The sequence below is a fragment of the Geodermatophilus siccatus genome, assembly GCF_900103785.1.
GTDB lineage: Bacteria > Actinomycetota > Actinomycetes > Mycobacteriales > Geodermatophilaceae > Geodermatophilus > Geodermatophilus siccatus.
Window position 1 is genome coordinate 270,442 of the sequence record NZ_FNHE01000007.1, and the last position, 17,681, is coordinate 288,122.

19 protein-coding genes are annotated in these 17,681 nt (G+C 65.7%); 13 read left to right on the forward strand and 6 right to left on the reverse strand.

Going from position 1 to position 17,681, the window contains the following annotated elements; genetic code table 11:
* Positions 1–11: 11 nt before the first annotated feature.
* Positions 12–251 carry a hypothetical protein gene (locus BLS21_RS24670; protein WP_139177134.1) on the forward strand — a complete coding sequence of 80 codons (240 nt, stop codon included), beginning with the start codon at positions 12–14 and terminating at the stop codon, positions 249–251.
* A gap of 341 nt (positions 252–592) precedes the next feature.
* On the opposite strand, the gene BLS21_RS24675 is transcribed toward BLS21_RS24670, so the two are convergent.
* Complete coding sequence (locus BLS21_RS24675) at positions 593–1,087, reverse strand: hypothetical protein (RefSeq protein WP_139177136.1); 495 nt, start codon at positions 1,085–1,087, stop codon at positions 593–595.
* Between the two features lie 187 nt (positions 1,088–1,274).
* On the opposite strand from BLS21_RS24675, the gene BLS21_RS15050 reads away from it, so the two are divergent.
* From BLS21_RS15050 to BLS21_RS15060, 3 genes are all read left to right on the forward strand, one after another.
* Positions 1,275–2,246 (forward strand): HNH endonuclease, encoded by a 972-nt coding sequence (locus BLS21_RS15050; RefSeq protein WP_139177138.1) that lies wholly within the window; start codon positions 1,275–1,277, stop codon positions 2,244–2,246.
* A 237-nt stretch (positions 2,247–2,483) separates the two neighbouring features.
* Entirely contained in the window at positions 2,484–3,566 is a 1,083-nt protein-coding gene (locus BLS21_RS15055) for a DNA cytosine methyltransferase (protein ID WP_091219966.1), read from the forward strand.
* Positions 3,567–3,806: 240 nt separating this feature from the next.
* A complete protein-coding gene (locus BLS21_RS15060) occupies positions 3,807–4,865 on the forward strand; it encodes a DUF4062 domain-containing protein (RefSeq protein ID WP_091219848.1) in 1,059 nt (352 codons plus the stop codon).
* Positions 4,866–4,945: 80 nt separating this feature from the next.
* On the opposite strand, the gene BLS21_RS15065 is transcribed toward BLS21_RS15060, so the two are convergent.
* A complete protein-coding gene (locus tag BLS21_RS15065) occupies positions 4,946–5,821 on the reverse strand; it encodes an HNH endonuclease (RefSeq protein ID WP_217636140.1) in 876 nt (291 codons plus the stop codon).
* A gap of 619 nt (positions 5,822–6,440) precedes the next feature.
* Complete coding sequence (locus tag BLS21_RS15070) at positions 6,441–7,952, reverse strand: pentapeptide repeat-containing protein (RefSeq protein WP_175479574.1); 1,512 nt, start codon at positions 7,950–7,952, stop codon at positions 6,441–6,443.
* Positions 7,953–8,424: 472 nt separating this feature from the next.
* Here BLS21_RS15070 and BLS21_RS24680 point away from each other — a divergent pair, with 472 nt between their 5' ends.
* The gene (locus BLS21_RS24680) at positions 8,425–8,658 is read left to right on the forward strand and encodes a hypothetical protein (protein ID WP_139177140.1); all 234 of its coding nucleotides are present in this window, start codon (positions 8,425–8,427) and stop codon (positions 8,656–8,658) included.
* A gap of 37 nt (positions 8,659–8,695) precedes the next feature.
* Here the strand turns inward: BLS21_RS24680 and BLS21_RS15075 are convergent, their stop codons facing one another.
* On the reverse strand, positions 8,696–9,586 hold the full coding sequence (locus BLS21_RS15075) for a hypothetical protein (protein ID WP_091219855.1): 891 nt from the start codon (positions 9,584–9,586) through the stop codon (positions 8,696–8,698).
* 1,057 nt (positions 9,587–10,643) lie between these two features.
* On the opposite strand from BLS21_RS15075, the gene BLS21_RS15080 reads away from it, so the two are divergent.
* From BLS21_RS15080 to BLS21_RS15090, 3 genes are all read left to right on the forward strand, one after another.
* A complete protein-coding gene (locus tag BLS21_RS15080; protein WP_139177142.1) occupies positions 10,644–10,889 on the forward strand; it encodes a hypothetical protein in 246 nt (81 codons plus the stop codon).
* 173 nt (positions 10,890–11,062) lie between these two features.
* Positions 11,063–11,356 carry a hypothetical protein gene (locus BLS21_RS15085; RefSeq protein ID WP_091219860.1) on the forward strand — a complete coding sequence of 98 codons (294 nt, stop codon included), beginning with the start codon at positions 11,063–11,065 and terminating at the stop codon, positions 11,354–11,356.
* A 116-nt stretch (positions 11,357–11,472) separates the two neighbouring features.
* Positions 11,473–12,267, forward strand: a complete 795-nt coding sequence (locus BLS21_RS15090; RefSeq protein ID WP_091219864.1) for a toll/interleukin-1 receptor domain-containing protein — start codon at positions 11,473–11,475, stop codon at positions 12,265–12,267.
* A 464-nt stretch (positions 12,268–12,731) separates the two neighbouring features.
* On the opposite strand, the gene BLS21_RS15095 is transcribed toward BLS21_RS15090, so the two are convergent.
* The gene (locus BLS21_RS15095; RefSeq protein WP_091219867.1) at positions 12,732–12,953 is read right to left on the reverse strand and encodes a hypothetical protein; all 222 of its coding nucleotides are present in this window, start codon (positions 12,951–12,953) and stop codon (positions 12,732–12,734) included.
* A 492-nt stretch (positions 12,954–13,445) separates the two neighbouring features.
* On the opposite strand from BLS21_RS15095, the gene BLS21_RS15100 reads away from it, so the two are divergent.
* The 3 genes from BLS21_RS15100 (at position 13,446) to BLS21_RS15105 (ending at position 15,488) form a co-directional block, all read left to right on the forward strand.
* A complete protein-coding gene (locus BLS21_RS15100) occupies positions 13,446–13,766 on the forward strand; it encodes a histone-like nucleoid-structuring protein Lsr2 (protein WP_091219869.1) in 321 nt (106 codons plus the stop codon).
* A 468-nt stretch (positions 13,767–14,234) separates the two neighbouring features.
* Positions 14,235–14,399, forward strand: coding sequence for a hypothetical protein (locus tag BLS21_RS25190; protein ID WP_175479575.1), 165 nt, complete (start codon positions 14,235–14,237; stop codon positions 14,397–14,399).
* A 123-nt stretch (positions 14,400–14,522) separates the two neighbouring features.
* The gene (locus BLS21_RS15105) at positions 14,523–15,488 is read left to right on the forward strand and encodes a pentapeptide repeat-containing protein (RefSeq protein WP_091219871.1); all 966 of its coding nucleotides are present in this window, start codon (positions 14,523–14,525) and stop codon (positions 15,486–15,488) included.
* Positions 15,489–15,556: 68 nt separating this feature from the next.
* Here the strand turns inward: BLS21_RS15105 and BLS21_RS15110 are convergent, their stop codons facing one another.
* Positions 15,557–16,183: a DUF4352 domain-containing protein gene (locus BLS21_RS15110; RefSeq protein ID WP_091219874.1), complete on the reverse strand. Its 627-nt coding sequence runs from the start codon at positions 16,181–16,183 to the stop codon at positions 15,557–15,559.
* Positions 16,184–16,789: 606 nt separating this feature from the next.
* Between BLS21_RS15110 and BLS21_RS15115 the strand changes: the two genes are divergently transcribed.
* Both BLS21_RS15115 and BLS21_RS15120 read left to right on the forward strand, forming a co-directional pair.
* A complete protein-coding gene (locus BLS21_RS15115) occupies positions 16,790–17,422 on the forward strand; it encodes a hypothetical protein (RefSeq protein ID WP_091219878.1) in 633 nt (210 codons plus the stop codon).
* A gap of 27 nt (positions 17,423–17,449) precedes the next feature.
* A partial coding sequence (locus BLS21_RS15120) for a leucine zipper domain-containing protein (RefSeq protein WP_139177144.1) occupies positions 17,450–17,681 on the forward strand: 232 nt, incomplete at its 3' end.

Sequence of the window (17,681 nt, forward strand, 5' to 3'; positions counted from 1 at the left end):
ACGCTGGTCCCGTGATCTTGCCGCTGGCCGGCGAAGTAGCCGTCAACGACGCCCTGTCGTATCTCAGTAGGGTCCGCGACACCGTGACCATCGAGTCGGGTCGGGACTTCAGGCGGGCCATCGGCACGGTCGTCCCGTTAGCGGGCTCAGACATCATCGTGAAGGTCGCGAGCCGACGCGGCACTCCGCATCAGGAGCGGTACCAGCGCCGAGATGGCATCCGTGTCGGCAGCGTTTCCGTGCCGAGTTAGTCAACTCGGCCGCCGCCGTTCCCCGGCGACGTCCGCGGCGCGGCGGCAGGTGCAACCATTCATGGCCTCTACCGGGCCTGGAAGCGCAACCGCGACCCCGAGGCCCTTCAACTCTTACACGTCGCCATTGACGAGCGCTTGACCGTGGCCACCGTCGTCGCTACTCCAGCGAACAGGGGTCGGGGTTGACCCGCGGCTCCAGGCGGGCAGGCAACGAAGGCCCACATCAGCACCAGAAGCGGGACAGGCCCCGATCAAGCGGGCCCCTGACTTACCTTCGCGGAGTTGCGGGGCGATCGCCGAGGGATCGCCTTCCTCCACACTGCGGGCCTGCGCTCTGCTCAGGTGGTGGCCGCCGCGGTCACCTCCGCCATGGCGTCCACGCCGAGGCCGGGGGCATGGCGCCAGATGTCCAGCGCAATCCGTCGCATGTGACTGGGCTGCGATGACAACCACGACGCCTTGGCAGCGGCCTGCTCGAAAGATCCGGCCTCATCGCCCCACCCCCGCCACTTCCCAGCGAGGGCATCAAAGACAGCAGCGATCGCCGGATAATCGAGTGGCATCTGCGCAATCGCGTGAGCCCGGGTGCAGCCATACCACGGTTCGAGCTCCGGAAAAGATCCCGGCAGCGCAATTTCTGCGTTCCATACTTCGTCCAGCTCTCGCCCACACCAGCATGCATAGCGGAAGCCATCACACTCGCGGCCCACGCGCACGATGCAATGGTCCTCCCCTGCGGCGCCAGGCAGAACGGCTTCCCATTCGGGGCCTTCCAGGAGCCTCACGTCATATGAGTCGGGGCGGCGCCACCGGCCCAGCTTCGCGGATTTCATGGGTGCCCCTGCCTGAAGCGCGTTACAGACCGTCAGGCAGGCAATCGGCAGGCCGCGCGCAGGTTCGGAGGGCATCGGTGGGCGTCATCGCTGAATGGGGTGAAGCGAGGCACCACGAAAGTCCTTGGCCTCGGGCTCGTCGGCGTGGCGCCACGCATCGCGCTCGGCGCCTGTCACCTTTGGCCTCGTGACCGTCCCACCACCTGCTCTAGGCCTTGAAGAACTCGAGGCTGGCCATCAGCGCCGTCTCGCCTGGTTCGCCGAGCGCGCCGGCCAGGTGACCGGCTTCCCAGGCCGCATGGAGGACGGCGCGTTCCTCGTCTCCACCCCCAAGGGGATCTACAAGCCGAGGGACCTCGAGTACGCGCTCAGCATCAAGATCAAGCGGGACAGCCCCTACCTGGACGGCAGCGTGAGAAACAGGGCAGACGGGAGCTGGTTCTTCGCCTACCACCAGGAGGGGCCGGACCCGCAGCAGCGCGACCGCCTGTTCACCAACCGCGGCCTGATGGCGTGCATCCGTGACCGTGTGCCCGTCGGTGTGCTGATCGAGGAGCCGCCGATCGGCCGACGTCCCCAGTACCGGGTTCTGGGCCTGGCCTACCCGGTGGGCTGGGAGGACGGATACTTCTTCTTCGAGAGCCTCGAGGGGCCGGCGGGACCTCGCGGTGACACCGCGGCTGACGTGCTGCTCACCGACGCAGAAGCCGAAGCCGAGAGGCAGGCACCCGCCGATCCGCCGTCCGATGACTACGAAGCCCGGCGGCGCACCTACCGGGAGATCGTCAGCCGCCGCGGCCAGCCAGCCTTCCGCCGCGCCTTGCTCAAGGCCTACGACGCCAGATGTGCGATCACCGGCTGCGCCGCCGAGGCGGTGCTCGAGGCCGCACACCTGCGCCCGTACCGGGGGCCCAGCTCCAACACCGTGACTAACGGCCTACTGCTCCGAGCAGACATCCACACGTTGCTCGACCTGCAGCTGCTTGCCATCGACCCAGCGTCGCGGCGCGTAGTGGTGTCACGATCCCTGCACTTCACCGAGTACAAGGTGCTCGACGGGACCCCGCTGGCCGCGCCGCAGGAACCGGCGCACCGGCCCGCAGGTGCAGTCCTCGAACTAATGTGGGCTAATTTTCAGCAGGCTGAGGCGCTGAGGTAGCAGGGGCCGCACTGAGCTTCGGTGGATAGGCTCAGAGTTACGTGGGGTGCCACCCCGGCACCTGCGCCGGTTGCAGCACGCCATGTAGAGGTCAGCCCATCCAGGGCCGTCTGCCCTTTGCCCGTTCAGGGGAACCGGTCACTTTGTCTTCACTGGCCCCACCGTTCCCGCTGGCTCTAGGCGAGCTGGAAGTTGTCGGTGCCATCTCCTAACCTCCGCCTCGTGCCCTCCCCCACCGTGATCGACCTCTTCGCCGGCTGCGGCGGCATGACCGCCGGCTTCGTTCAAGCCGGATTTGAGCCCGTGTGCGCGGTTGAGTGGGACCTCCCCGCGGCCTCCACGTACGCCGCCAACTTCGGTGGAGAGCACATGGTGTGGGCCGACATCGAGATGGTTGATGCGCAGGTCCTTCCGGAAGCCGACGTGGTGATTGGAGGACCACCATGCCAGGGATTCTCCAACCTCGGCACCAAGAACGTCGACGACCCACGCAACAAATTGTGGAAGCAGTACCTGCGCGTCATCGAGCGTGTGCAGCCCAAGGCTTTCGTCGTGGAGAATGTCGAGCGGTTCCCAGCCAGCAGCGAGTTCGCTATGCTTCTCAACCAGGCCGACTACGGAGTGATTCAGAACTACCAACTATCCTGGGGCGTGCTGCTCGCCGCCGATTATGGAGTGGCCCAACGCCGACCCCGCGCCATCGTCATCGGTTCTCGTATCGGCCGGATCGGCCTACCTACCCCGACCCACGCTAAGACCCCGGTCAGCGGCCTGAGGCCATGGGAGACTGTCCGCAGCGCGATTGCCGACCTCCCGCCGTTCCCCAGCACCACTGGATTGCCGAGGTCCACCGCAACCTTCTTTGGCCAGACGGTGCCGGGCGTCTTCAAGGGCCTCGATATTCACGTGGGCCGAAATGCGCAGCCGATGTCTCTTGAGCGATACGACCACATCCCTCCCGGCGGAGGGCGGTTCGACCTGCCCGTCGAACTGCAGTCGGCCTGCTGGCGCAATAAGGCGAGCGGCACCACAGATGTTATGGGTCGCATGCGCTGGGATGCTCCGTCGCTCACTATCCGCACCGAATTCTTCAAGCCTGAGAAGGGGCAGTACCTGCATCCGCAGTGGGATGCCGTGGACCCTACGAAACGGGTGAACCGCCCGATCACACACCTGGAAGCCGCGCGGCTGCAGGACTTTCCCGACAACTTCCTCTGGTGCGGATCGAAGATTCAGGTGGCTAAGCAGATTGGCAACGCAGTGCCGGTTGGTCTCGCCCATGCCATCGCGAGGCACCTGCGGCCGCACATGGAGAGCTGACCGCCCGTGGGAGTTGCGCTGACTCACCGTGGTTCGCCTGCGGACCTGGCGCAGGTCTGCGCGAAGTCAACCCCTGGACAACTAAGACCCCGCCCTGTCCGATTCCGACACGAGGAGGTCGCGAAGCGCCGACCCGGCCGCGCTCTTGAGCCCTCGTCAAGGCGGTGCTAGGAAGGCGGTGAACCCCGATCCCCGGGGTGTCGCCTGGCTCCGGCAGCCGGGCTGTGACAACGTGGCGACGTGCCGTTCTCCGCTGACGTTCTCCGAGTGTTCATTGCGTCGCCTGGCGATGTTCAACGTGATCGCAAGACGGTAGCCCAAGTAATCCTCGAGTGGAACGACCACAACGCGGCGCATGAGCAGATCGTGCTCTTGCCAGTCGGCTGGGAATCAGCCGTCGCACAGCAGGGCGGCGATGGGCAGCAACAGATTAATCACCAACAGGTTGAAAGTGCCGATATTGTCATCGGACTCCTTCACTCGAAACTTGGCACAGCGACACCCCGGGCATCGTCCGGGACAGCCGAGGAGATTGCGCTAGCCACCGACATGGGGAAGGATGTCCACGTTCTCGTCTGCACCAAGCCGCTGCCCAACAATCTGAATCCCGCAGAGTATGTACGGCTGAAGGATTACATCTCCCAACTGCGCGCAGACGGACTGACCAAGGACTACAACTCTGCTCCGAGCCTCCGTCGCGAGGTCGGGGCAGCCATTGCGCTTGACGTAGCCAAGTTAAAGCGACTTCGAGCACGTCGAGGAGCTCTATCCTTTGCGTCGGCCGCGCCGACTGGAGTCCCTCGCGTACGGTACTGCCTCAGCCTGAGCGACTTCTCGGAAATCATGGACGAGTGGAACGACCTGGACGCGGACCAACTTGACGAGTCGATCCAGGGGTTCAATCAGCTGGCAGACGCTTTGGCGAAGCTCACGCCGGAGGCCAGGGAACTCGTCGTCACCGTGCTCGACCACGCAAAGGATCTGTCGGGCTGGACGTCTGCGACGGATTATGAGATCAGCGCGCTCGAAGTCGAACGTCGACTGAGAATCGACGCTTCTACGATCATCGACCTCTGCGGCGAACTCGAGCGGTATCGGATCGGTTACCTGAGTAACGAACCGGACGAACCGGCGACCGTAAACATCCGGGGCAACCCAGCAAACATTGGCTGGGACGCCTGGAGCGACCTCCGCACTTACGTCAACAAGCTGCGAGGGGTAATCACCCTGAATCAGGTCGTCGCAGATCTGCGTTTCGATCTCCTCGACGATGCCCGGGCATCCAAGGTTTTGGAGTAACCAGGGCCAGGGGACTTCCACGGCTACGGGTCCACCGACGGCAGCGCCGACTGGCCGCACCGCGGTTGGCGCATTCCGAGCTATCGGTCGTCCCCGCACCGCTGCGCGGCCTTGCGCCGCTTTCGCTCTCGCTCATAGCGGTTGACGGCCTCCTTGGGGCCCTCCGGCGGCCACGGCTTGGCCTCGATCAGCTCGTACTCCACGACGGTGGCTCGGCCCTCGCGGCGCTTGTACACGCGGATCGCCCAGCCCAGCACCACGCGCAGGTCGCGAAGGCGGCGGGCGGGGTCGCCCTTGTGGCTCTCGAGGCCCACGATCGGCAGCAGCTCGGCCGGCACCCGGTTGCCAATCTCCCGCATCGCGATGAGCAGCTCGCCGATCCGCTCCCACGGCGTCTCGAGCTTGATCGCCCGGGTGATCGCATCGGCGTAGGGGTTCAGCGACTCGAAGAAGGCCTGCTTGCCGTGGTTGTGCGCCACGCACAGCGGCTCGAGGTTCTCCACCGTGGTCTCCCCGCCCCAGGACCGCGGGATGATGTGGTCGATCTGCAGCCTCACGCCGTCGGCGGGACCGCGCCCGCACATCGCGCAGAACCGCCCCTTGACCGTGAAGACCTCCGCCTGCAGGCGCGGGGAAATCTTGGCGCCCGCGTCTGCAGCGGCGTCCGTCTTGCGCCCCTCGAGCTGGTAGACCCAGTCCGAGCCGACCTTCCGCGTCGAGACGATGAAGTAGTCCCGCACATCGCGCAGCCGCCGCTGGGTGTGCACGTTGGCCTTACCCAGGACGCTCTCCGCCTCGGCGACCCACTCCCCCATCGTCGGGAGAGGCCCGCTGCGGCGCTCGTAGAGGAACCGGTACGCCTCGCGGGTCTCCCGGTTGGAGAACATCTGCCGGATCTCGTCGCTGTCCGGCTCCGGCAGGCCGTCCGGGGGGCCACCGGGCTTGCTGGTCGACACGGGCTACCTCCGTCGCAGTGGGCAGTCGGCCGGGCTCGCGCCGACGTCCATCACCATAGGCGGCATGACCGACAGGATTCGTTCCGGTCGTCCCGGAGTAATCCGATACATAGCCTCGACCAGCGATGACGCTCGCTGGACGTCCCCAACCACCTAGGGCTCGCGGACGGTCGTAGACAAGGCTTGGCGGCAACGTGCACCCTGGTGCACAAGAAGAGAGATGCCACACTCGGCGCCGCGTCGCCTTGGGTCGTCGCGGCTAAGAGCGGACGAGCCGAACGCCAGGCTTCGACGCCCGCATCGGGACCGCAGCATCCCCGAGCCGCCGACCCGGCTGCGGACGTTCGATCCGGCGGACCGACTTCCAATGGCCGAAATACATTGCTGCACCCGTACAGCCACCCCGGCCGGAGGACTACAACCGATGGGCCCGGTCAAGTTCCCGCTCGACAACTCCGCTTGAACGAGGCCTGAAGTTTGTTCAGCCGCGTCGGCAGGAACTGCCACGAACAGCACGGCTGGCCCGGCGGGCCTCGACTACGTCATACTCATCAGCGGAGGTGTGGAATGCAACTCCGCTTCATTCGCCCAAACCCAGTACAGCGACTGCGCGGGCATATCAAGTTGCAGCCGATGGAGCCTCGACCGGCCCGGCCGCCTCCCCGCCGTCACCCCAGACCAGCGTGCCCTGCGTCGGGTCACTCTCATCCTTGCGAAGCATCCAGCCGTCAGGCCACTCGCGACGCGCTTGTCTATTAAGGTCAGGATCGTCGACGTGGAGAACTTTCGCCCCGCGAAAGGATATAGGGGCAGAGAAGGACGCCTGCGCGAAGAGGGCAATACTGGAGAAGCGGGCCCTGCCAAATCCCGCGTTGCCGCCGAATGCCGCATTGACGAAGCGGACTGCGCCAAGAAACTGGCAATCAACGAAACCAGCGCTCCTGCAGAACACGGAACCACTGAACCGAGTATCGCCATGGAATTCCGCGCCGGTAAACCATGCGTCCGAGGTAAAGTTTGCCACGTTGAAAAACGCATCGCCGTTAAAGACTGCATCGATAAAGGCGGCGACCCCTTCGAATTTGGCCCCAGTGAACCACGCACCGAAAGGGAAGCTGACTCTCTTGAAATGTCCAGCTCCAGAGAAGACGGCATCATTGAAGGCAGCCCCGCCCTCGAGTATCACGTACTCGAACTCGGCATCCCCTTCGAAATGGGCTCGGTGGAACGCCGCAGCGCGCACGAACCGTGCATTGTGGAAGAAAACTCTCTCGCGAAAGGTCGCTCCGACGAAGCTTGCGCCGACGGTGAAATGTGCGCTCCAGAAGCCAGCCGTTCCCGTGAAGACTGCCTCGCTGAAGTCTGCCTCACTTTCGAAATTGGCATGGCTGAAGTCTGCCCCACCCAGGAAGGTCACTCCCCTGAAAGAGGCACTAGAGACTGACCCGCCCGTCAGGTCAACATCATATAGGGTTGCGCCGGTGAGGTCCACGCTCATGCCGGGCCAGAACGACCCCTCAGAGAAGCCATGTGGGCGGCGGATATGGTCGAAAAGAAGGCGTTGTGCAGTCTGACGAACCTGGAGTTCCTGGGCGGCGTCGCGCCCCTTGTTCTCTCCAGAGCCCACGGGACTGGCGTTGGATTCGCCTGCAGAAGAATGCCGATTCGAGGGCGTGTAGGGCAATCGCAGATAGGCGCACAGCACATCAACGACGGTCTGCCGTCGCGGAGGGTTGTCCTGGGCAAGGCGTTCGAGGGAGTGCAGCGCCCCCAGCCGGACCGGGGCCTCGTCGTGGCCGAGCTGTTCAACGGCCTTGGTATACGTCTCTGTGACCAGAGCAGACACGTTCAGCTCGTAGGTGCGCTCCTGCTCTTTCCACCGCTGTCTCAAGTCCTCCTGATTCTGGTCGAAGGCCCTTTGCCGCTCTCGTCGCTGGTTCTCCTGATCGCGCTGGTTCAGCAGGTAGGTGCGGTAGGTGACGATCAAACCGCCAGCCACGGCGAGCCCACCGACGGCCTGCACGAGGGCCGTGCGGACATCGCTCTTGGCCTTGAGCTCCTGCTCCGCGGTGAGCCCATAGTCGGGTTCTCGAGTGAAGAGCCACGGGCCCCACCAGAGCACAAAGAGCACGAACAGGACGAGCGCGACCGCGGCGAGGGCCGCCAGAGGCCAGAGCCAAGGTCTGGGTACGCGCTCCCACCACTGAGGCCGGCGGGGTTGGACTGGGCCTGCATCATCGGCCATAGCTCCCCCTGGAATGAGGCGGCCGCGAAGCAGTATTGCGGCAGATGGGCGTCGCGGTCGACCCATGCGGCAATGCTCTCGACGGGAGGCACCCACCAGGTTCGCCTGCGCGCGGCGACGGTCTCTGCAGGGCCGGGCGATGACCAGGGTTGACCAGTCGGGCGCCTCGATGGCCGCAGCCGTGAGCCCCGCAATTGACCGCGCAGCGCCAGGGTGGCTCTCCCCTCGTCGGCTTACGGGCACGCCGAGGGCGCGGTGAAGGTCACCAGGTCAGGATCGCCAACACACCGCTTTGGCAATTGATGCCAACTCGTCACGCCGTCTGGCGCAGCCGGGCCAAACGCCACCTCGCGCCTACGTGATGAAGGAGCATGCCGGCATCCGGCTGCTCGAGGGACACCAGTACGACCTACCTGACGCAATCCTTGTCGAGCATGACGGTCAGTGGTGGCCCGGCTTCCTGTGTCGGCGACTATTGTGCAACGACGGCCGCGGGTCGATGGCTAAGGTCGAGTCCTCGGTGCAGCACAAGTGGGGCGGCGGCAAGCGCCTGCAGACCGTGCCGCCGGAGCGAATTTGCCTTGCCCACTGATTCGGCTGGCCGCGCGTCCGTTCCAATGCTCGCAGTGCTAGGCTGTACTCACAACCTGGACCGAGCTGGTGGGCGTCCTGCAGACGGTATGAGTGTCGGGGTCATAGAGGATAGTCGTCCCATCGGCTGCGCCAAGATAAAGGATGTCGCGCGTCGGCATGGCATTGCACCGGCCGCGTTCACCTAACCATGCGATATTGACACGTTCTACCTGTACGTCTAAGAGCCACCGAATCACCAACGAGTCCACAAGGCCGGTCGTCTTCCCCTCACGTATCTCCTCGCCGATCTGACGACCCAATTGATAGGGACCGATGATCACCGCAAAGGGAAGCGCCGCGATAAGGATCACTAGGATCAGGGGTAGTGTCTCAGAGAGCCAATTTCGGGCCCGCCGAGCGACCGGTCCCAGCACCCGGGGCGCCACGGCAATTGCTCCACCGATCAGCGAGAGGTAAAGCAGCAGCAAGACGATAAATGCCGCCACGTGCACAAGGGTGTCAAGGAGTCCGTTCCTGATCCTTGGGAGGACGTCGACGATTGGCTCCGTTACGTCCGTAGCGATGTACACACCTCCCCTGAGAAGGAGCAACACTGCAATCCCTGACCCCAGCCGGTAGAGCAGTTGCAGGGATATCGGAGCCGAGGGGAACAGCGGGTCGACCTCCGTTGTGCCATATATCAGGCCAATAGCCAGAAGAACAAGGAGGGACGCAGCCAGTAGCATAACGATACCGAGTGCTGCGGAGGTCAGGATGGATGAATACGTGAGGCCGACATCTTTGGCCTCAAGGCCGAGCTCTCCATAAATGCCTCGGTAGGCGAACCAGCTGACCGAGTACACCAGAACGCCTAGCATGGTGAGGCCTGACAGGACCTCTCCATGAGGAGCCCCAAGAATCTCACGAATCTTGTCCCGGGTCCCCATTGCTTTCCTCCCGCCTCCGATGAGCAGCTTGCGGCCGACCTGCGGGCCGCCGTTCGGTAAGGTGCCGCTGTGAATGAGCGATCATCATGGGCTTGACCCAGGTGAGCTGGGTGGGGGTCATGCCGACGTTGATGGTCGGCGAACTGGGGCTCTCCCGCAGTGTTGTGCATAGCTAGGAGCAGGGAGGGGGCTCGTTGCGGCGCGCCGTACCTGAACTTGGTGGTCCGGAGTTTTCTCAGGGGCAGCTTCACCCTCGCCCGGCTGGTGCTTGGGTCGGCGTCCCGCGCCATCTGGGTAGTGATGACTCGTGAACCGCGGTGCCGTGCGGGGCGCGAGGCGGCCGTCGGCGTGCAACACACACCGAGGCCGCCTCGCGCGACTTGAGTTAAGCGACCAGGTTCGCCCACCCGTCGGCTGCTGGCCACTGAGGCCGACCCATGACCCCGCGTAGCGCCAGGAGGTCGGCGCAGCGGCCTTCGATGCCGTCCAGGGCTGCGCGGGGGGGTGTAGTCGTCCAGGTGCAGGTAGCGGACCGTCGAAAAGGCCGCGCGCTTGCCGGGGTCGCCGGCGTGGTCAGCGAGCCGGCCAAAGAGCAGCTCTCCCTGGCGGCTGGCCTGACCAAGCCAACGGATGCCCTTCGCGGTATCCCGTCACCGGGTAGACGGCTGTGACGTCGCCCGACCCGTCGAGCACGGGGCAGTCAGCGAACGGAATGCCCTCCAGGCCGGGCGCGACGAGCCACCTGCCGGCAGGGAGCGGCAGACGAGCGAGGGCCGTCCGGCGCAGAACGGGCTCAGGTGGCAGCTGGACCGGCATGAGTCGACCTCGGCGGTGAGGAAGGCTGCGGACTGCGAGTTCGAGAACTCATGCGCGGCGACCTCACCGTACTTCGGCCGAGTGATGAGGCTGGCCAAGGTGATGAGATCCCCAGGGCGGCCGCGGCACGCTCGATGGACTCCGTCATGGACTGCTTCCATCAGGAAGTGCGGACGCTCCAGCGCTCGCTGCAGCCGCCACAAGTTCGCGACCGGCATCGAACAGGTCCGCGATGGCCTTCATGGCCGCCTCAGTAGCCCTGCTGCTGGAACTGGTCCTGGGCGACGACCAGGAGCTGTTGAGGCGACGGGGTCCGGCGGGGTGGCTCGGGCCGTTCGCCCGGCCGGTCACCGACGCCGAGAGGACCCTGCTGGTCGCCGTCGGGACCGACCCGGCCGTCATCGAGCCGTGGACCCACGTCACGCCTGTGCCGCCGGGCGTGATCCGGCGGCACTGGATGAGAGGAAGGGGAGCGCAGCATGACTGAGAACGCCATGACGGGGACCGCTGACTACGACGACACGCCAGGCCCGGCAGGCGGCCGCTGAGCGCACGGACGACGCCGAGGCCGACCACGAGGACCGAGACGACGAGCGCCCCGGCCGCCGGGAGGCCCGGTATCGGCGCGAGCGCAACGAGGCCCGCGCCCAGGTCGCCGAGTTGACCGAGCGCGTCGCCCACCTGCAGGAGGCCGAAGTCACCCGGCTGGCCGCCGAGTACCTGCACGACCCCGGCGACCTGGTCCTGTTCGGCAGGCTGTCCGACGTCCTGAACGACGACGGCATGGTCGACCCGACCAAGGTCAAGACAGTCGCCGCCGAGCTGATCGCCGCCCGGCCAGGGCTGGCCAAGGGGGCGGCCGTGCCCTCGCGAAGCTTCGGTCAGGGCCGCCAAATGTCAGTCGACCAGGGCAGCGGCATCACCTGGGGAGCCGTCCTGCGCGGGCATGACTAGGGGCTGTGGCGGCCTGTGAGCGGCCCCCTGCCGGGGCAGTCGTTGTTGGTCGTGCCGGCGCCAGTCCAGGGCTACGCTTCCGAGCACGCGCGTCAGGACCCCGGGAGGGGCCGCAGATGAGGGTTTTCATCAGTTGGTCCGGGGACCGCAGCCGCCGGGCTGCGGGAAAGCTTTATGAGTGGCTGAAGCGGGTGCTGCCAGGGCAGATCGATCCATGGATGTCTACCGAGGACCTAGAACCAGGCGGACGCTGGGAAGAAGAACTAGATGAGCGCCTTGAGGAAACAAATGCTGGAATCTGCGTTCTGACCCCGGAGAATCTTGCGTCGACGTGGTTGCACTACGAGGCCGGGGCCATCGGCAAGGCCGTGGGCCACTCTCGCGTGATGACCGTTCTTATCGGCCTCAGCCCTGCGGATGTCCCTCGTCCGCTCGGTAAGTTCCAACACACCATGCCGACCCGCGATGGCGTCTCTCGCATGGTGATTAGCTTGAATAAGCTGATGGGTGAACCGATCGAATCAAGTGTCGTCAATTACCTCTTCGAGATTCAGTGGCCCTGGCTTGAGGACTCGCTGGTGGAAATCACGGAGAGTGCACCTGCCGCGGCCCTGCCGCGACGAAGTGAGTATGAGATGCTCGAAGAGATTCTGACGCTAATACGTGACCTTCCTCGGTCCCCATTGGCTCTCGTGGTGTCGAGAGCGATAACCGAGGGGGCACCACTCGCCCCAGTAGTGGGTGGGCAGGGCACAGGGAAAACCAACCTGGCCTTCTTAATGCCATGTGAGCAAGCGTCGAACTGGTGGCCCGATCTCCTTCACGATCGCTTTCGGCACCTAGCAAATCCTCCTTCAGGGCGGTCGACTAATGAGGAGGGCGCGGAACCGCAGAAGTCAGACGGAGAATGAGAAAGATCTCCATCGCTTCCTATCGGGTGACATGGGTACAATTCAAGTTGGATTCGAGCGTCTCTGATCTGGGATCTGATGCCGGGCCTGACACAACGCGCCAGCGGTGCACCTGAGGGTCCGTGGCCCGCGGGAGTCACCCGCTCACCGGGGCTCGACCTCTCGGAGTCGCACGCATGACCCTGACCACCGGCACCGCCGAAGTCCTCCTGACCCCCGAGCAGGTCGAGAGCCTGCTCATCAAGCCCGTCCTGGCCGCCAGCGATAAAGGCGACGCTCCTCGAGTAGTAGGACGACCGGGGGCAGGCCCGTCATGCAGCCAGCCAACGGCCCCTGCATCACGGCAGGCGCGGACCTTCGACCAGCTTTGATATAGCCGTGCAAGACGCACGGCGACCCAATGAGCAGCCCTGTGGCGGTTGTTCAGGAGGTTCCAGATTTTGGGTTCAGCCTCGGCCGCGGCGTCAACCGTCGTGGCGTGCTCGGTGCCTAGCCGCCCAGAGCTCCTCTGCCATCTTTTCGGCCAGGGTCTTGTACCGCGGGTCGGCTTGCCGAGGAGGCAGATCGTTGAAGTCCTCGTCGAACTTGTCCGCCAAGGTCTTGTACGGCGCGCGCGTGGACGGCTTCGGGGGAAGGCCGAAGAAGTCTTCCCTGAATTTGTCGGCCATAGTCCGGTACTCAGGCACGTCTACCTCCCCCTAGAAGGGACGTTGGGTCATCGAGTGTCCTCGGTGGGCCGTGCGTCAGAACAGGGGCGAAGTGCCCTGGGCCTGGCGACGACCCGAGTCGCTGCCTCAAGACACTGTCGGTTCGGACGACGAGGGATCGTCGTAGTCCTGTGGGTTGGTGCTTCTGGAGTTCCACCGCCTCGACGACGCGCATGGCTTGATCGACAACACTGATGCGTTCGTGGCCAGCCACCGTCAGGTCTGGCATCAGATAGCGACTGCGCCAGCTCATGTCCGGGGCGTACTTGGTGGTGCACATGTCGCCGGATAGGCGGCATTGGAAATGAACATGTCTCTGCTTGACACCGCGCGTGTGCGAAGGCTTCCTGGAAGGCCTTGGGCACAACGACGCCCGTCATTGCCCTTTGAGGCTAGCTCTGGACACCTCAATAGGGGCAATTGACCGATGGGCCTACTTGACTTCTCCGTCGATGACCGGAGCATGTTGGCATGGCAACCAAGACAAGCGTTGTACTGGTGGATGACCTGACCGATGAAGCCGCGGACACCACGGTCCGTTTCGGGCTCGACGGCCGTGACTACGAGATCGACCTCACAGAAGCGAATGCCTCCGAGCTGCGCGAGGTGCTATCTCGCTACGTCAAAGCGGCCCGCAAGCTTAGCAAGTCGGGCCGGCCAGTTACCCGCACACAGTCCAAGGTCGACCCGGCCGCAGTGCGCGCCTGGGCAAAGGCGAACGGCATTGAAGTGAACGAGCGTGGCCGGATCAAGGCCGAGGTCGTTGAGCAGTACCGCGCCGCCGGCAACTAGCACCGCCGTCGGGCAACGTTCGTCTTTTAGCGCGGCTTCAGACATCCCACGGCTATAAGCCGTCGAGTAACGGTCTCGTGGCAGGAGCCGGCGTGCCAGGCGAGGGGCTTCCACATAGCCGGTGTGCTGGCGCCGATAGCCGTACAGACTGCCGATGAGTCGGGCGATAGACCCGCAGGGGCTGGTGATGGGTGGCGGCGCAGGCGCGCTGGGCGTCGTAGCAGGCCCGCGCTCCTGCGAGCTGCTGCGCGCAGCGAAGGCCTGCTGGTAGAGGGCGTTGGCCAGGCGCTCGGTGTCGGCCCGGCCGGCCAGCACCCTGGTGATCTGGCCGACGCCATCGAAGTGGTCCCGTTCCCCTTGGGTGCCTGGGTAATCGCCAAGAAACGCCAGCAACGAGTGACTCCTTGGCCGGGCTGACCTCATCCACACTCACCCGGACAGGACTCCGTCCTCAGAGGAGCCGAGCCCGTGCCTTGTGACCTCCACATCGACCACCTACCCGGCGACGACTTTGGCCGCGTGTCGCTCCTGATGGACGGCCGCCGCGTGCTGCTCAACTTCGTCCCGGAGGAGGCTCAGGAGATCGCCGACCTGCTCCGCCGCCGGGAGGCCGAGCAGCAGGACACCACCTGAGCACAGCTGGTGAAGGCCTTGTCCTCCTTGTGGAGGGCGGGGCCTTCGTCGTTCACACGCTCCCCACGTTGCTCGAGAGAGCCGCGGGTGCCCGCGTCGGTCAGGGCACGACACACTGCCACGGTGGGGGCCTCTTGGTGGTGGGGCGGCCTGGCGATCGTGCTCGGCGCAGCCGGGGCGCTGCTTGCTCTGGTACCGGGGCGAGCAGAGAAGCAGGACCCCAGCGACCTCACCCGGCCAGACAGGGAGCCGGTCCCCTGGCACAAGCGCGTACGTCAGCGCCTGCAACAACGACGCCTGCCCGTCCTGATTTACCTCGGAGTCGTGGCCGTCGCCGCCCTCGTGGTCGTGGTCTGGGTCCTGCCGTCGGTGCTCACCCGACATCCCCAGCTCGATAACCCAGCCGAGCGGCACAAGGCGGTCACTGACACCCGCACCGGCCTGGTGGCCATGCTCGCCGCCATCGGCGCCGCCGGAGGTCTGGCCTACACCGCCCGCACCTATCGGCTCGGCCAAGAGAACCACCGGCTCAGCCAAGAGACTTATCGCCTCAGCCGGGAGGGCCACATCACCGACCGGTTCTCCAAGGCCGTTAAGCAGCTCGGCAACGAGAAGATTGAGGTCCGCCTCGGTGGCATCTACGCCCTCGAACGCTTGATGCATGACAACCCGGCCGACCAGCCGACCATCATGGAGACACTGGCCGCCTTCGTTCGCCAGCACGCTCCGCATAGTTCCCGGCCCGTCCTGCTGGCGAGGGGAACGCCCCCGCCGGCCCCGTATCATCCCGCCGAGGACGTCCAGGCGGTCCTGACCGTGCTCGGCCGCCGACATCCCGTGGACGGCGAACGCCCCATCGACCTGAGCCGCACGAACCTGACCGGCGCCAACCTTCTCGGGGCGAACCTGATTGGCGCCGACCTCTTCGGGGCGACCCTGACCGGCGCCAACCTCTACGAGGCGACCCTGACCAGCGCCAACCTCTACGAGGCGACACTGACTGACAGGTCCCTCACCGACAAGCAGTTGGCGACAGCTGAGAACACGGACGAGATCAGTTGGGTCCCGCCGAGCTGGCAGTCCGGTTGAGATCGGCGGCCTTGCCACCGACCCTCGTCCCCGCACACGGAGGATGAGGGCTTCTCACGTACCCCTCGTCAGAAGGTCCACTCCCAGCCGCCGTCGTAGACCGCCGACGGCTGGTAGATCAGCGTGCCGCTGGTGATCGGCACGTCGAGGGCGACCTTGCCGACGTACTGCTGGGCGGGGCGCAGCGCGTCGGACGTGAACGTCTCCGTGTCGGCAAGGCAGGAGTAGGCGGCGAAGGTGCCCAGCTCATCAACGGTGAGCCCGTCCGGGCCAATGACCCGGAAGTCGTACGGGCTGACGCTGAACCAGCCGCCCAGGGACGAGTCGGCCAGCTCCGGTGCAGTGGCCATCCGAAGGTCGATGACGACGAAGTGGCCGTTCTCGGCTGGCTCGGGGTACTCGGAGGTGCACGGCTGGTCGACGGCAATCGCGTCGACCGCGAAGGTCAGCACCGCCCCGCCGGTGGCCTCGTCGGTGATCCCGCCTTCCTCCCCCAGCTGCTTCTCGATGTTGCCGCGGTCGTTCCGGTCGGGGCCGGTGGGCTCTGCGGGCTCGGTCATCTCTTCGGCGTTCGCCGAGACCTCGGCCGGCAGGGTGGGGCCGGAGGCGGTGTCTTCGGTTGCTGTGCCACTGCAGGCGGCCAGCAGAGCAGTCATGCCGGCGAAGGCAAGCAGGCGAAGAGAGGTGCGGATCATCTGGTTCCTGTTCCGGGGAGGCGCTTGTTGCGGCACGGAACCGTGACGCAACCTCATCGCCAGGTCAACGACCGCGGCGGGATACGCCGGGCCCTTCGGGGGCGGCGTTCCCTCACACCTCAACTGTCACGGACGACGCGGCGGGAGGAGGACATCTCCGGCCGCCTCTGAGTGCCTGCCGGAACGGGCCACGGCCAGCGGACGGCGCCGACCGGCCTCTACCCCTGGCCGTCGGCGCCGCCACCGTCAGGTGCCAGCTCCTCCTGGACATGCTGGGCGACCCGGCGGCGCCGTGGCGGAAGGCAGACGCCACGGTTCCTCCAGAGGACCGATGATGAAGTGGACGCACCCCGACGGGGATAGCGTCGCCCGCTTCGCCACCTGAGCCGCCAGCTCACCGACGAGGGCCGGGCGTCGTTGCCCAAGAGCCTCGGCCTGGTCGGCCCCCGGTAGCTCTGGACCGCGTCCACCGCACCGACCCTGGCTGTCATCGAGCACCCTGGTCCTCGCCGGTCGGCACGACACGGCGTGTCCTCCCCACCCCTAGGGCGAGGTCACCGAGCAAGGTCGCGTCGCCATGTCGTCGCTCCGCCCTACCCTCGCGTAGTGGTCCAACTGCTCGGCGTGGTCGTCCCCCTCCTGGTTGCGGCCCTTCCGCTGATCCGCTGGCCGACCCTCCAGCGCCGTGTCCGAGGGCACGTCGCCCTGGTCAAGGAGCTACCCGAGGGGATGGGGAAAGACTTCCGGGCCGCCGTCGAAGAGGAGCTGGCCGAGCTGGCCCACTGCACCCGGTCTCGGTCGGAGCGGCGGTCGGAGAACATCGAGAAGGCCGTCCGGGCGGGCATCGTGCTGTTCATGCTCGCCCTAGGCACCGCGCCTCAGCTACTCATCGAGGAGTCGGACCTGACGTTCACTGGGACGCTCAAAGCAGCCGTCGCCGTGTTGGTCATTGGGACCTCCATCGCCTTGGCGGTCCTCTTCGTCTGGTTCGTGTGGTGGGCCTCCGGCCGCTACTTCCGATACCGCAAGTGGATCGCCAAGCGCGAGCGCCTTCACAAGCAGGCCCAGGCCGAGGGCAAGGTGGTCCGCCTCATCGACGGGGACCACGTCCTCGCCGACCCCAATGACCCCTGGCCCCAGAGGTCACCCGAGCTAGCTGTCGTAGCCAGGGACGTTGTTGACGGTCGGCGTGGCGCCTTGGTGACGAAGGAGACCTCCGGAAGGAGTGGCGGTGCTTGACGTCGCCGTTGCCAACCGGAGGTCTCCGTGGCCCACGCTAACGCCCGTACCACCGTGTTCGCCCGCACGCTGATCGTCGACCGTGTCCTGGCCGGTCACCGGCCCGGTGAAGTGGCCAAGCAGCTGGGCGTCAGTCGGCAGACGGTTCACAAGTGGGTGCGCCGCTGGCGCGCCGAGGGCGAGGCCGGGCTGGCCGACCGCTCCTCGCGGCCGCACCGCATGCCCCGGCAGACCTCGCCGGAGACGGTCGCGGCGATCG